At 76.1% G+C, this 13695-nt stretch carries 10 protein-coding genes; 7 read left to right on the top strand and 3 right to left on the bottom strand.

Annotated elements, in window-relative coordinates; all coding sequences use genetic code 11:
• The first annotated feature begins 136 nt into the window (after positions 1-136).
• From ACIGG8_RS09245 to ACIGG8_RS09235, 3 genes are all read left to right on the top strand, one after another.
• Positions 137-3430, top strand: a complete 3294-nt coding sequence (locus ACIGG8_RS09245) for an FtsX-like permease family protein (protein ID WP_396546611.1) — start codon at positions 137-139, stop codon at positions 3428-3430.
• Entirely contained in the window at positions 3427-6240 is a 2814-nt protein-coding gene (locus ACIGG8_RS09240; protein ID WP_396546610.1) for a hypothetical protein, read from the top strand. Before ACIGG8_RS09245 ends, ACIGG8_RS09240 begins: the two co-directional genes overlap by 4 nt.
• A 211-nt stretch (positions 6241-6451) precedes the next feature.
• Positions 6452-7441, top strand: a complete 990-nt coding sequence (locus tag ACIGG8_RS09235; RefSeq protein WP_396546608.1) for an ABC transporter ATP-binding protein — start codon at positions 6452-6454, stop codon at positions 7439-7441.
• 24 nt (positions 7442-7465) lie between these two features.
• Here ACIGG8_RS09235 and ACIGG8_RS09230 read toward each other — a convergent pair whose 3' ends face one another.
• Together ACIGG8_RS09230 and ACIGG8_RS09225 are read right to left on the bottom strand one after the other, a co-directional pair.
• The gene (locus tag ACIGG8_RS09230) at positions 7466-7645 is read right to left on the bottom strand and encodes a hypothetical protein (RefSeq protein ID WP_350520275.1); all 180 of its coding nucleotides are present in this window, start codon (positions 7643-7645) and stop codon (positions 7466-7468) included.
• Positions 7646-7794: 149 nt separating this feature from the next.
• Positions 7795-9387 carry an AMP-binding protein gene (locus ACIGG8_RS09225; protein ID WP_396546606.1) on the bottom strand — a complete coding sequence of 531 codons (1593 nt, stop codon included), beginning with the start codon at positions 9385-9387 and terminating at the stop codon, positions 7795-7797.
• A 250-nt stretch (positions 9388-9637) separates the two neighbouring features.
• Here ACIGG8_RS09225 and ACIGG8_RS09220 point away from each other — a divergent pair, with 250 nt between their 5' ends.
• Complete coding sequence (locus tag ACIGG8_RS09220) at positions 9638-10339, top strand: AAA family ATPase (protein ID WP_396546604.1); 702 nt, start codon at positions 9638-9640, stop codon at positions 10337-10339.
• 2 nt (positions 10340-10341) lie between these two features.
• Here the strand turns inward: ACIGG8_RS09220 and ACIGG8_RS09215 are convergent, their stop codons facing one another.
• On the bottom strand, positions 10342-10548 hold the full coding sequence (locus ACIGG8_RS09215) for a hypothetical protein (RefSeq protein WP_396546602.1): 207 nt from the start codon (positions 10546-10548) through the stop codon (positions 10342-10344).
• Between the two features lie 227 nt (positions 10549-10775).
• Here ACIGG8_RS09215 and ACIGG8_RS09210 point away from each other — a divergent pair, with 227 nt between their 5' ends.
• From ACIGG8_RS09210 to ACIGG8_RS09200, 3 genes are all read left to right on the top strand, one after another.
• The gene (locus tag ACIGG8_RS09210; RefSeq protein ID WP_396546760.1) at positions 10776-11813 is read left to right on the top strand and encodes a helix-turn-helix domain-containing protein; all 1038 of its coding nucleotides are present in this window, start codon (positions 10776-10778) and stop codon (positions 11811-11813) included.
• A gap of 153 nt (positions 11814-11966) precedes the next feature.
• Positions 11967-12557, top strand: a complete 591-nt coding sequence (locus ACIGG8_RS09205) for an RICIN domain-containing protein (protein WP_396546600.1) — start codon at positions 11967-11969, stop codon at positions 12555-12557.
• 329 nt (positions 12558-12886) lie between these two features.
• Positions 12887-13639 (top strand): alpha/beta fold hydrolase, encoded by a 753-nt coding sequence (locus ACIGG8_RS09200; RefSeq protein ID WP_350520269.1) that lies wholly within the window; start codon positions 12887-12889, stop codon positions 13637-13639.
• The last annotated feature ends 56 nt before the right edge of the window (positions 13640-13695 follow it).

Below are 13695 nucleotides of genomic sequence, written 5' to 3'. Positions count from 1 at the left end.
TCCGGTGATCGAATGCCGGTGATCAATGCGCCGGTGCGCCCTCGAAGTGTCCGCCCGTGGCCGATTTGTGCCCGGAACGGATCGATGGGCGGGGCCGGTCGACGCTACCGGGGACGTAATCCGGGGGAGGAACTCGATGCTCGGCTTCGTCGTGCGCAGACTGCGCGGACGACTGCCGCTGGCTGCTGCCGTCCTGCTGACGGTACTGATCACCACGGCGGTGCTGACCGCCCTGGTGACCTTCAACAGCGGCGTCGGTCAGGCGGGTCTGCGGCAAACGCTCCAGGGGCCGGGTCATGCCCGGACCACCGTGGTGGTGACCGCCGAACACGGCCTCGAAGAACGGCAGAAGGACGAGGAGGCGCTCGCCTCCTACCGGCAGAAGCTCTTCGGCGGGCTGCCCGTCCACACCGACAGCCTGCTGCGCAGCCGCTCCTACGGCCTCCCGGGCGGCGGCGACGCCGCCCCGGCCGGAAGCGCGACGGCCGGTCAGTCCGGCGCGGCCAAGGTCGACCTGACGGTCCTCGCCGACCTCGACCGCACCCGGGTGCGGCTCACCGCCGGCGCCTGGCCCGAGGCCGTCGGCGGGCCCGTCCAGTCCGCCGCTCCGCAGGTCGCCGTCCCGCAGGCCGTGTTGGCCCGTCTCGGCCTGACGGCCCAGGCCCTGCCCACGGACGTCCGGCTCGCCGACCGGGTGGACGGCAAGCCGTTGACCGTCCGGATCACCGGCACCTACCGGGCCGCCGACCCGTTCGCCCCGTACTGGCACATCGACCCGGTCGGCGGTCACGAGATCCAGACCGGCGGGTTCACCACCTACGGCCCGATGCTGGTCGACCCGAGTGCCTTCACCGCGGGCGGCCTGCCGCAGAGCAGCCGCGGCTGGCTGCTCGACGCCGACTTCGCGGGTGTCGACCAGGGCGCGGCCGAGGCCATCGGCGGCCGGGCCCAGCTCCTGGCCGACGATCTGCGGAAGACCTCCGGTCTCGCCGCGAGCACGGAACTCCCGGATGTGGTCGGTGAGTTGAGGGCCAGTCTGATGGTCGCCAGATCGACCCTGCTGATCGGCGCCCTGCAACTCGCCGTGCTCGCCGCGGCGGCCCTGCTGCTGGTCGTCCGGCTGATCTCGGCGCGTCAGGAGCGGGAGAACGAACTGCTCGCCGCCCGCGGCGCCTCCGGCAGCCGGCTCGGCGGCTTCACCGCCCTGGAGTCGGTGCTGCTCGCCCTCCCCGCCGCGGTGCTCGCCCCCGTGCTCACACCGTTCCTGGTCCGCGTCCTGGCCGGCCTCGGCCGGTCCCACCAGGTCGCCCTGGACACCCAACTGCGGTGGACGCTCTGGCCGGTGGCCCTGGTCTGCGCCGTCGGCTGCGTCGTCCTGGCCACCGTGCCGAGCCTGCTGCGCGGCGCCGGCGCCGCCCTGCGCCGCCGGGCCGGCCGCCGCCAGGCGGTGGTCTCCGGCATCGCCCGCAACGGCGGTGACCTCGCGGTGCTCGCCCTGGCCGCGCTCGCCTACCAGCAACTCGACCAGTACGGCGGCGGGCTGTCCGCCGACTCCTCCGGCGACCTCGGCGTCGACCCGCTGCTGGTCGCCACCCCCACCCTGGCACTGTGCGCGGGCACCCTGATCGTGCTGCGGCTGCTGCCCGTGGTCGCCCGGCTGGGCGCCCGGGTCGCCGCCCGCGGCGACGGCCTCGGCCCGGCCATGGTCGGCTGGCAGCTGGCCCGTCAGCCCGCCCGGGCCACCGGACCGGTGCTGCTGCTGGTGATGGCCGTGGCCACCGGAGTGCTCGCGCTCGGCCAGCACGCCACCTGGACCGCCTCCCAGCGCGACCAGGCCTCCTTCGACACGGCCGGCGGCCTGCGCGTCTCCGCCGCGCGCACCTCGCTGATGGGCCAGGGCGGCCACTACGACGCACTGCCCGGCGGCGACCGGCTGATCCCGGTCGACCGCGAGGAGCAGACGCTGTCGAACGGCACCGGCCAGATCCTCGCGGTGGACTCCGCCGCGCTCGCCGGCCGCGTCCCGTTCCGCGCCGACCTGCTCGGCGGGGCCGACCCGGCGAAGGTGTTCGGCACGCTCGCCCAGCCCGCGCCGACCGGCGCGCAGGCCGGCGTCCCCCTGCCCGGCCGTCCGCTGCGGATCGACGCCGACCTGGCCGTCCGGCAGGTGTTCGACACCAGCAGCGCGCGCCCGCCGCTCCCGTCCCCACCGGAAGTGACGCTGCTGCTGCGGGACCGCTTCGGCTACGTCCACAAGGCCCCGTTCGTCGACCTCCCGGCCAGCGGTGAGCAGCGCGTCTCGGCCCCGCTGAGCGCGCTCGTCGACGCCCCGGTGGGCGCCGTCGCCGCGCCGCTGACCCTGGTCGGGGCGACCGTCTCCTTCGGCGACCGGGTCGTCGGAGAGGTGACCGTCGGCCGACTGGCCGTCTCGGACAGCGCGGACGGGCCCGCGACCGACGTCCCGGTGCCGGCCGGCCTCTCCTGGAAGGGGGGCGTGGTCGACGGACCGACCCTGCGGCCCGGAGCCGTGCCGCCCGTCACCGTACGGCCCGAACCGGCCGACGCCGCGCGGCTGATCACCATCGGCTACGCCTCGGAGAAGGTCCCCCTGCGGGCCGTCGTCGGCATCGCGGGAGCGGAGGCGCCGAACGTCCTGAGCGGCGTCGCCACCCGGGACTACCTGAAGCTCGTCGGCGCCTCGGTCGGCGACGTCGTCCGGGTGCCGATCGCCGGCGCCGTCGTCCAGGTCAGGATCACCGGGGCGGTCCCGGCCGTGCCGGCGACCGGGCCCGACGCCCTGGTCGTCGACCTGGCCACCACCGCGCGCCTGTTGGCCGCCCAGGGCCGCAGCCTGCCCAGCCGCGCCGAGTGGTGGCTGCCCGCCGCCGCGCCGGGCGACCGCGCCCCGGCCGAGCTGGCCGCCGCGCTGCGGGCCGCCCCGGGCTCCCAGGACGTCCGGCTGTACGACGAGGTCTCCGAGGGGATGCTCAGCGACCCGGTGGGCGCCGCCCCGCAGAACGCGCTGATGGCCATCGCGCTGGTCACCGCCCTGCTCGCCGCGATCGGCTTCGTCGCCGCCGTGGCCGGCTCCGCCCACGAGCGCGCCCGGGACTCCGCGCTGCTGCTCGCCCTGGGCGCGCCGCGCAAGCAGGTCACCCGCACCGTCGCCGCCGAACAGGCGCTGCTGGTCGGACTCGGCGGGGTCGTCGGACTGGCCCTCGGCGCCCTGCTCGTCCACCTGATCGTCCCGTTCGTCGTCCTGACGCCCGCCGCCCGCCGTCCGAGGCCCGAGGCGCTGATCACGCTGCCCGTCGGCCAGGCCCTGCTGTTCGCGGCGGCGATCGCCGTCGCCCCGCTGCTGTCGGCCTTCCTCATCGGACGTCGCCGTCGAGACGTGGCCAACCGGCTGCGCCACGTGGAGGAGATGTGACCACCCAGGCCGGCACCCGCGTGCCCACCACCGACACCGCCCACCGCCCCGCCGGCTGGGTCCGCACCAGGCTGCGGGCGAACCCGCTCGCCGCGCTGCTCATGGCGGCCCTCACGCTCGTCACCGTGTTCCTGGCCGCGGCCTTCCCCCGCATCGCGGACCGCGGCGCGGACGCGGCGCTCCAGGACTTCGTCCGCCAGAAGGGCCTCGTCCAGAGCAGCCTGCAGACCACCTCCAAGGTCCTCGCCGACGACGACGCGGGAAAGCTCGACCGGGTGCAGCAGACCCTGGTCGAGACGGTCGGCCGTGAGCTCACGCCGGCCCGGTCGGGCGAGGCCTACGGCGCCCGCGCCCTGAGCCTCCGCACCATGGGCAACCCGGGGTACGCCCGGATCGCGGAGCGGGACCTCCCGGACCTCAGCCTGCTCTACCTGCACGATCTGCCGGGCCGGGCCACCCTCACCGACGGCACCTGGCCGACCCCCGCCGCCGCCGGCAGCCCGCTGCCGATCGTGATCAGCAAGAAGGCCGCCGAGACGATCCGCATCAAGCTCGGCGACGTCATCGACAACGGCGAGGAGGGCTCGGGCGTCAAGCGGACCACCGTGGTGGTCGGCTTCTACCAGGCCAACGACCCCCTGGACCCGTTCTGGGACGACCTCGGCTGTTCGGTCCGCGCCTGCCTGAGGACCGACCCCGACCACGAGCACTGGACGACCAGCGGGTTCGTCGACGGCGGCAGCCTGCCCGCGATGGCCCACTGGGGTTCGAGCGCCGAGATCTTCTGGCGGCTGCCCGTCGACCCCGCGTCGCTGCACGCCGACCGGATCGACCGCACCCGCAGCGCCATCAGCTCCTTCCTGACCGGCCGCGACGCCACCGCCCTGGTCGGCGCGACCGGGCGCACCGACCTGCACACCAGCTCCAACCTGCCGGAAATCCTCACCCGGGCGGACGCGCGCTACCGGGCCGCGCTGCCGCTCAGCGCGATCGGCCCGGCCGGCGTGGCGGGCGTCGCCACCGTGGTGCTGTTCCTGGCCGCCGCCCTCACCACCGACCGGCGCACCGCCGAGATCAGACTGCTCCGGGCCCGCGGCGGTTCCGCCGCCGGGGTGCTGCGACGGCTGATCGGCGAGGGCGCCGTCACCGTCCTGCCGGCCGCCGTGCTCGGAACGGCCCTCGCCCTGGTGCTGCTGCCCACCCCCCGCTGGGACCGCTCGGTGCTGACGGCCCTGGTCGCGACCCTGATCGCGCTGCTCGCCTTCCCGGCCCGCACGGCCCTGCTGTGGGCGCGCCGACGGGCGGAGGGCGGCCGGCGCCGACTGGTCGGCGAACTCGCCGTCCTGGCGGTCACCGCCGCGGCCGTGGCGGAGGTCCGGCGCCGGGGCGTCGGCACCGGCGCCGACGCCGGCGTGGATCCGCTGCTGGTCGCCGCCCCGCTCCTGCTCGCCGTCACCGGCGGGCTGCTGCTGGCCCGGATCGAACCGGTGCTGGTCGGCTGGCTGGCGGCCCTGGCCGGCCGGGGCCGCAGCCTGATCGGCTTCCTCGGGCTGGCCCGCGCCGCCCGTGACAGCTCGGGCCGCCGCAAGCCGTCCGTGCTGCCGCTGCTCGCCCTGCTGATCGCCGTCACCACGACCGGCTTCGGCGCCACCGTGCTCGACACCGTCGACCACGTGCGGACCCGCGCCGCGCGCATCGCCACGGGCGGGGACATCGGCGTCTCCCTCCCGGGCTACGCCGGCCTGACCGACGAGTTCACCAAGACCGCCGGCGCCCTGCCGGGCGTCCGCGCCTCGACCGCGGTCTGGGTCGAGCCCAAGACCCGCATCCTCGGCGCCGACCAGACCTACACCGAGGCCTACCTGGTGATGGTCGTCGATCCGGCGGCGTACGCCGAGATCGCCCGGACCCTGGGAGCCGGCGAGTTCGACCCGGCGAAGCTGGCCGGGGCGGCCGGCGGCCGGGACACCCCGGTGCCCGCCCTGGTCAGCCGCGACCTGGCCAAACGCCTGGCCGAAGGGTCCTCCCAGGTGCGCACGCCCAACGGCAACGACCTGCGCCTCACCGTCGCCGCGACGGTCGGCGCCACCCCCGCGCTGCCGGACCCCGGAAAGCCCTTCGTGGTCGTTCCGGCCGGCCCCGCCTGGGAGCGACTGCCGGACGCCAGGCGGGTGAACCAGTGGTTCGCCGTCGGCGACGTCGACCCCGAAGGGGTCAGGACGGCCCTGCGGGACAACAGCGGGGCCCGGCCGGTCGGCCTGGCCAAGCTGATCGCGGACGACGCCGCGGCCGGCGGCAAGGCCACCCACGGCCTGCCCGCCGGATACACCGTGCACAGCAGCCGGGAGACCGCCGCCGCCCTCGGCGACGACCCGCTGCAGCACGCCGCCGGTCGGCTGTTCTGGTACGCGGCCGCCGCCGGAGCCGGGTACGCCCTGCTCGCCGTCCTGCTCACGCTGTTCCGGGCCGCGCCCGACCGCACGGCCGTGCTCGCCCGGCTGCGCACCATGGGCCTGCGGCCCCGTCAGGGCCTGGCACTGATCGTCATCGAGGCGCTGCCGCAGACCCTGGCGGCCGCCCTCGGCGGCGGGCTGGTCGCGGTGGCGGCGGTCGCCCTCCTGGGCGGCGGCTTCGACATCTCGACGCTGGTCGGCGCCAGGGTCGGGGAGGTCATCACCCCTGCGCTGATGCCGGTGCTGCTGCCCACCGCGGGCCTGGCCCTGCTGGTCGGCCTCGGGGTGGTGCTGGAGACGCTGGTCGCCGGCCGGCGCCAGATCGCCACCGAGCTGCGGGCGGGGGAGCAGGCGTGACGGCGGAACCCGCGGCGCGGGCCGCGGCAGTGGAGAACGCCAGGAGCCGGCCCGGGCCCGGGGGCCGACGCACCGCCGGGACCGTCCGGGCCGGCGGGACCGGCCTTGCCCGCGAAACCGGCCTTGCCCGCGAAACCGTCCGAACCGGTGAAACCGTCCGAACCGGCGGAACCGTCGGTAGCAGCCAGACCGTCGAGACAGGAGACGAGCGGTGAACAGCACCCCCCAGGGGCCGACGGCCGTCGCGGCCCCCAGCCTGCAGGAACTCCGGCAGCGGGCGCTCGCCGCCGCCTCGCCCAAGGCGTACGGCGAGGGCGCGGCCATCGTCTGCGACCGGCTGGTCCGGATCTTCAGCACCGAGGGTGTCGAGGTCCAGGCGCTCCAGGGCCTGGAACTGACCATCCGGCAGGGCGACCTGGTCGCCCTGGTCGGCGCCTCCGGCAGCGGCAAGTCCACCCTGCTCACCATCCTCGCCGGCCTGGACGTGCCGACCGCCGGCACCGCCACCGTGGCCGGCTGCGACCTGCTGGAGATGTCCGCCAAGGAGCGGCTGCGCTACCGGCGCGAGGTGGTCGGCTTCATCTGGCAGCAGACCGCCCGCAACCTGCTGCCGTTCCTCACCGCCGCCGAGAACATCGCCCTGCCCATGCAGCTCCGCGGCCGCCGGTCGGGTGCCGGCGGATCGAAGCAACAGGCCGCCCGGGTGGCCGAGTTGATGGAGGCTCTGGAGATCGGCGACCTCGCCCGCCGGCGCCCCTCCGAGCTCTCCGGCGGCCAGCAGCAGCGGGTGGCGATCGCGGTGGCGATGGCCAACAACCCGCCGGTGCTGCTCGCCGACGAGCCCACCGGTGAGCTGGACTCCGAGACCGCGGGAGTGATCTTCGAGGCCTTCCGCACCGTCAACCGCGAACTCGGCGCCACCGTCGTCATCGTCACCCACGACCCGATGGTGGCGGGCGAGGTACGCCGCACGGTCGCCATCCGGGACGGGCGGACCAGCAGCGAGGTGCTGCGCCGCACCGTGACGGACGAGCACGGCGAGGAGTCGGTCAACGAGCGCGAGTACGTGATGCTGGACCGCACCGGACGGGTCCAGCTGCCGGTCAAGTTCCTGGAGGCGCTGGGCATGGAGCACCGCGTCGCGGTCGACCTCGCGGCCGACCACATCGAGGTGCGCCCGGACGACATCGCGGGGCACTGACCGCCCTCCGGCGGGTGGGTGGCGTCAGCCGTCGCCCATCCGCCGGAAGAGGCCGCTGTCCTCGGCGTCCGTCCGGAGATCGGACGGCGCCTCCGGGGCGGCACGCTCGCCGCGGGGGGCGGCCGTGCACCGGGCGAAGACGATCAGGGCACTGGCCGCCACGGCGAGGATGCCCACTGCGGTCAGGACGCGGAGCCAGGTCAAGGTCGTGCCTCCCGGGGACGGTGCGGGGAACGTTGCCCGGGAGGTATCGGCAGGTGGGCCCGCACGGTCGAGTGCCCACGGACGGTTTTCCCGCCGGGTGCCGCGCGAGAGGTCGCCCGCGTGGGCGCTCGGAGCACTCGCGGGGCGCGTCACGCCCCTTCGCACGCCCCTGCGGTGGCGGCGGCCCGGTCGGTGTCGTCGGCGCCCGTGCGGGCGTCGTCCGCGGTGCGGGCTGCGGTGTCCGTCAGGGTGCGCAGGAGGCCGAGGTCCGGCTTCCCGAGACCGTTCAACGGGATGGCGGGCAGCAGCAGGACGGTGTCCGGCGCGCACCGCGTGCCGCCGTGCTCCCGGCTCCAGCGCCGCAGTTGGTCCGCCGTCGTCCGGGAGCCGTCCGCCAGGGCCACCGCCGCGTGGACGCGCTCCAGCCGGTCCGGGTCGGTGGTCGTGAACATCACCGCCTCCCGGACGTCCGGGTGGGCGCGCAGCGGCTCCTCCACCTCGCGGGGGAACACATTGTGCCCCTCGACGATCGCCATCGGATCCCGCCGCCCGGCCACCGTCAGATAGCCGGCCGCGTCCAGGCTGCCCAGGTCGCCGGTGTGCAGCCAGCCCTCGCGCAGCACCCGGGCGGTCGACTCCGGATCGCGCCAGTAGCCGACCATCGCGGTCGGTGTCCGGACGCAGATCTCCCCGGTCCGGCCGGGCGGCAGCGGCGCACCGTCCTCGTCCAGGATCCGCACCCCGGTGTCCGGGTACGGCCGGCCGGCGGTGGACAGCAGCCGCGGGTCCAGGTGCTCGTCCGGGCTCAGCCGGGTGACCGGCCCGCACTCCGTCAGGCTGTAGGTCTGGTGCAGGACCCGGCCCAGCCGCCGGGTCGCCTCCGCCAGCCGCCGCGGCGACGGCTGGCAGCCGGTGTAGCCGACGCGCCGCAGACTGCCGGTGTCGGTCACGGGCAGCAGCGGGTGGTCCAGCAGCCGGTAGAGCAGGTGCGGCGGCAGGTGCATCCGGGACACCCGGTACCGCTCCACCGCCGCCAGCACGGACCCGGCGTCGAACCCGTCCTGCAGCACCACCGTGCCGCCCGCGGCCAGCGCGAGGTCCGCCGTCGTCCCGCCGCCGTGGCAGAGCGGCGTGCAGAGCAGGAAGGTCGAGCCGGACAGCAGCGGTGGGCGCGGCGGCCGGGCGAAGCGGCGCAGCACGCCCTTCGGCCGGCCGGTGGTGCCGCCGGTGAAGCGCACCGCCATCACGTCCTCCGGCCGGTACCGGGGTTCGAGCGGGGCGGGGGAGCAGTCGGCGGCGAGGTCCAGCAGGTCCTCCCCGAGCCCCAGCGGCGCCGGGCCGAGGGTGAGGAGGCGGGCTCCGGGCACGGCGCGCGCGATCCCGTCGGCCGCGGCCCGGCAGCGCAGCGGATCGAAGACCAGCGCCGACGTCCCGGCGAACTCGGCCAGCGCCACCTGCTCCCGGACCGGCCCGTCGGGGTACGGCATGGCCACCCGGCAGCCCAGCAGGTTCGCGGACAGTCGGACCAACAGCGCCTCCGGCCGGTTCCCGGCCAGCACCGTCACGCCGTCCCCGCGCCCCAGCCCGACCCGTGCCAGCGCCCGGGCGCCGCGGTGGACCGCGTCCAGGCAGGCCTGCGCGGTGAGCGCGGTGCCGTCCCCGGACCGGATCGCCACCCGCCCCGGATCCCGCGCCAGCCCGTCCAGTACCACCCCGGTGTACGTCGGCCCCGTCTCGGCCACGGCCCTGCCCCCTTTCTGAGGGTGCGTCAGCTTAGTGGACCGGCGGCCCCGGAGATGCACGGCGGTCGACCGGAGCCCCACGAGCACCGCCGACCGGCCGGAGTCGGGTGCCGGGTGCTCGGGAGCCGGGCGCCGGGAGCGCGGGCGCCGCACGGGTCCGGGCCCGGCCCGGCGGCGGGTGCCGCGGGGGTGGCCGGGCGGGCCGGCCGGGATTGTTAGGGTTCCCGGTCGGACGTGAACGGGGAGACCGGTGGGCAGCGGAGTGGATGCGGTCGTGGTGCCGCGCGGGGTGGTGGACCTGCGGGGCGAGGCCGGGGCGGGCTTCGTGGTGGCCTACCCGGCCGATGCCGTGGTGGTGGTGTCGGGCCTGCCGGGCGCCGGGAAGAGCACGCTGCTGCGCCGGTGGTCCGGGGCGGCGGTGCGCGCGGTGGACCCGCGGACGGTGCACGAGGCCTGCGAGGCGGTGATGCCGGCCGGCCTGCCGTACGCGGTGTACCGGCCGTGGGCGCGTCTGGAGCACTTCCGGCTGCTGCGCGCCTCGGTGCGGCGCGGCGGTCCGCTGCTGGTGCACGACTGCGGCAGCCGCGCCTGGATGCGGCGCTGGCTCGCCCGGGAGGCGGGCCGCCGGGGACGCGAGCTGCACCTGGTGCTGCTGGACGTCGGCGCGGCCACCGCGCTGGACGGCCAGCGGGCCCGCGGCCGGCACGCCTCCGCCCGGGTGTTCGCCCGCCACCACCGGGGCCTGGAGCGGCTGTTGGCCGCCTTCCCCCGGCAGGCGCGGTCGGCCGGGCCGATGCCGACGCCCGAGGCCTCGTCCGTGCTGCTGCTGGACGCGGTCTCAAGGTCCCGGGCGGCGGCGGTGCGGTTCGGCCTGGATGACGCCGGCGCCGGCCTCGGTGGAGGCGCCGGTGCCGGCGACGGTGGTGGCGGCGGGGTGCCGGGGGCGGGCTGACCTCAGCGGTGGGCGCGGCGCTCCGCCTCCGCGTGCCACCAGCCGGGCGGGGACGGTCCGTCGACGGTGGCGGAGGGCTGCTCGGGGTGGAGCCCGAGCGGGCGCAGCGCCTCGGCGGCGACCTGGACCTCGACCCGGCACTGCCGCCGGCCGTCCGGGCCGGTCCCGCAGGTCAGGCCGTAGCGCACGGCGCCCTCGGAGAACGGCATCCAGTCGATGCCCCGGTCACGCAGTCAGGCGCGGACGACGGCCGGCAGGGTGGGACGGCCGGGCGGGCTCCGGTGGGCGGCGATGGTGATCCACTCGGTGTCGGGCCCGCTCATGGGAGCCATGGTGCCACCGGTTCGGGCCGGAACGGGAGGGGACTCCCGGGGCAGGACCGGCGGTCGCGCGGGTGTTCCCAAGCCCAGGGTGCCCTCCTAGCGTGGATCCGGTGATGGTCTATCTCCTGGGGGTGGAGGACCTCGCCGTCACCCGGTGCGGGTACTCCCCGTTGCACGAGACGGTGTGCAGCCTGCGACTGCGCGGCCGACCCGGCGGGTTCCCCGAGCAACGCGGCTGGGCGGCCTCCTGGGCGCGCGACTACGCGGGCCTGGACACCGAACTGCTGGACGCCCTGGTGACGCCGAGGGGCTTCGCGCCGGACGTGCTGACCCCGCGCCCGCGCGGCTGCCGGCCCTGCATCCAGGACGAGTTGCCGCTGCTCGCCGCCGTTCCGCCCGACCGGCTGCCCGCCGGCTTCCGGACGGCCTACGCGTGCGACGGGAGCCCGCTGCCGCCGGTGCTCGACCTGCTGCTCGACGATCCGTACGCGCTGCGCGTCCGGCTGGTCTCCGCGCTCGGCGAGTACTGGACGCGCTGCCTGGAGCCCGCCTGGTGGCCGCGCGCCCGGACGGTGCTGGAGGCCGACCTCGCCTACCGGGGGCGGCGGCTCGCCGAGTGCGGCCCGGTCGGGCTCTTCGCCGACCTGGACCCGGGGGTCTCCTGGGCGGACGGCGCGCTGCGGATCCGCGGCGGCGCGCGCGGGGCGCCCGCGCCGGCCCGGCGGGAGCCGGTGGCCGGGCGCGGGCTGGTGCTGATGCCCACGCTGTTCGCCGACCGTGCGCTGTGCGAGGCCGCGTCGGGCGGCGCGCCGGTGGTGGTCTACCCGGCCCGGGGCCGCGGCACCATGGCCGAGGGGACCGAGGGGGTCGAGGGGCCGGACACCGGCGCGGCGGCGGCGTCGGCCGCGCTCGCGGACCTCATCGGCGTGCCCCGCGCCCGCGTGCTCGGCCTGCTCGACACGCCGACGACCACCACCGCCCTGGCGCAGCGGCTCGGGGTCACGCTGGGCGCGGTCAGCCGCCACCTCGGGGCACTGGCGGCGGCCGGGCTGCTGGAGCGCACCCGCAGCGGCCGGGCGGTGCTCTACCGGCTCTCCCCGCTGGGCGAGTCGCTGGCGGCCGGACCTAGCCGCTCCGGTCCGGCACCTTGACCCCATTGCGGTGTCAACTCCCTTACTACAAGCGACAATTGACCTGTACGGTCAAAGGATTCCGATGCCGTCGGCGCCCGCCTAGGTTGGGTGCCGCTCGTCCGCGCCACCGGGCAACCGGCCCGGTCGCGGTCCCATGCATCAGGGGGAACCATGCGTATCCGCACCACTGCCGCGGTGCTGGCCTCGGCCGCCGCGCTCGCCGTGCCGCTGCTGCCCACCGCCGCCTCGGCCGCCGCTCCCGCCGCACCGGCCGACCGCCTGACGCTCGGGCAGAGCGCCGCGCGCACGCCCGGGGCGGCGCCCGCGCTCGCCAGCGGCTACATCCGCATCCACAGCCTCTACCAGGTCACCCCGGGCCAGTGTCTGGACGCGGACGCCAACGCCGGCGGCAACGGCACCAAGGTGCAGGTCTGGGGCTGCAACGGCACCACCCAGCAGGAGTGGATCTCCTGGGACGACTACAGCATCGAGAGCGTGCGCTTCCGGGGGATGTGCCTGGACGCGGACACCAACGGCGGCGGCAACAACGGCACCCGGATGCAGCTGTGGCAGTGCAACGGCAGCACCCAGCAGAAGTGGTTCATGCGCGCCAACGACCTGGCGATCTACAACCAGCGGTTCAACAACAACCTGAACACCGTGGTGGACCGCGACACCAACGTGCGCGGGGACGGTGCCCGGGCGCAGCTGTGGGCGAAGAACTTCCAGTCCCAGCAGTGGTGGCAGATCACCGGCGCCTGATCCCGGGCCCGACGGCGCCTGATCCCGGGCCGGCCCGACGGCGCCTGATCCCGGGCCGGCCCACCGGCGCCTGATCCCGGGCCGGACGGCGCCTGATCCCGGGCCGGACGGCGCCTGATCCCGGGCCGGACGAACACCGTGCCGGACGAACACCGTGCCGGACGAACACCGTGCCGGACGAACGGCGGGACACCGAACGGGTGTCCCGCCGCGTCGTCGGTCGGCGCCGCCACGCCCGGCACACGTGATCACCACAACACCCGCAGCCACCTCGCGCGCTGCCAGACTGGGGCCGGCAGATTCCGTCACGGAGAGAGGCCCCACCCCGCATGCCCAGCAGCGCCGCCGTCGACAACCCGTGGTTCCGCCGGTTCAACCCGTCCGACTCCGCGCCCGCCCGCGTCGTGGTCTTCCCGCACGCCGGCGGCTCGGCCAGCTACTACCTGGGGTACGCCAACGCGCTGGCACCGTACGCCGACGTGCTCGCCGTCCAGTACCCCGGCCGGCAGAACCGCTTCATGGAGCCGCCGATCAGCACCGTGGCGGGGCTCGCCGAGGAGCTGTACCGCGAGCTGCTGGACTGGACGGACCGGCCGCTCGTCTTCTTCGGCCACAGCATGGGCGCGGCCGTCGCGTTCGAGACCGCCCGGCGGTTCGAGCGCCACGGCGTGAAGGGCCCCGAGCGGCTGTTCGTCTCGGCCGGCCGCGCGCCCTCACTGCCCCGGGACAGCGAGATGTACAAGCTGCCGGACGACGAACTGCTCGCCAGGATCGTCGAACTCGGCGGCACGGACGAACGGATCCTCGACATCCCCGCCCTGCGGGAGCTGGTCCTGCCCGCCCTGCGGGCCGACTACACCGCCATCGAGACGTACCGCTGCGCCCCGGACGCGACCGTGTCGGTGCCGATCACCGGCCTGGTGGGGGAGAGCGACCCGAACGCCACGGCGGAACAGGTCGGGCAGTGGGACCGGCACACCACCGGCGGCTTCGACCTGCGGGTCTTCCCGGGCGGGCACTTCTACCTGGCCGACCGGACCCCCGAGGTCGTCCGGCTGCTCGTCGCCCACCTGCGCGGCTGAGCCTGCCGGACCGGTCCGTACGGGTGACCGAAGCCGCCCGCTCGGCTACTGTGCGA

This window comes from Kitasatospora sp. NPDC085464 (assembly GCF_044541955.1).
Lineage (GTDB): Bacteria > Actinomycetota > Actinomycetes > Streptomycetales > Streptomycetaceae > Kitasatospora.
The sequence above is the reverse complement of the archived record's forward strand: the minus strand, read 5'-3'. Positions and strand labels throughout refer to the sequence as shown.

Bases quoted from the DNA above. Each gene is read 5' to 3' on its own strand.
- ACIGG8_RS09245 (WP_396546611.1), top strand. From the start codon at position 137: ATGCTCGGCTTCGTCGTGCGCAGACTGCGCGGACGACTGCCGCTGGCT.
- ACIGG8_RS09215 (WP_396546602.1), bottom strand. From the start codon at position 10,548: ATGCCGTTCTCCGAGGGCGCCGTGCGCTACGGCCTGACCTGCGGGACC.
- ACIGG8_RS09210 (WP_396546760.1), top strand. From the start codon at position 10,776: ATGGTCTATCTCCTGGGGGTGGAGGACCTCGCCGTCACCCGGTGCGGG.
- ACIGG8_RS09205 (WP_396546600.1), top strand. From the start codon at position 11,967: ATGCGTATCCGCACCACTGCCGCGGTGCTGGCCTCGGCCGCCGCGCTC.
- ACIGG8_RS09200 (WP_350520269.1), top strand. From the start codon at position 12,887: ATGCCCAGCAGCGCCGCCGTCGACAACCCGTGGTTCCGCCGGTTCAAC.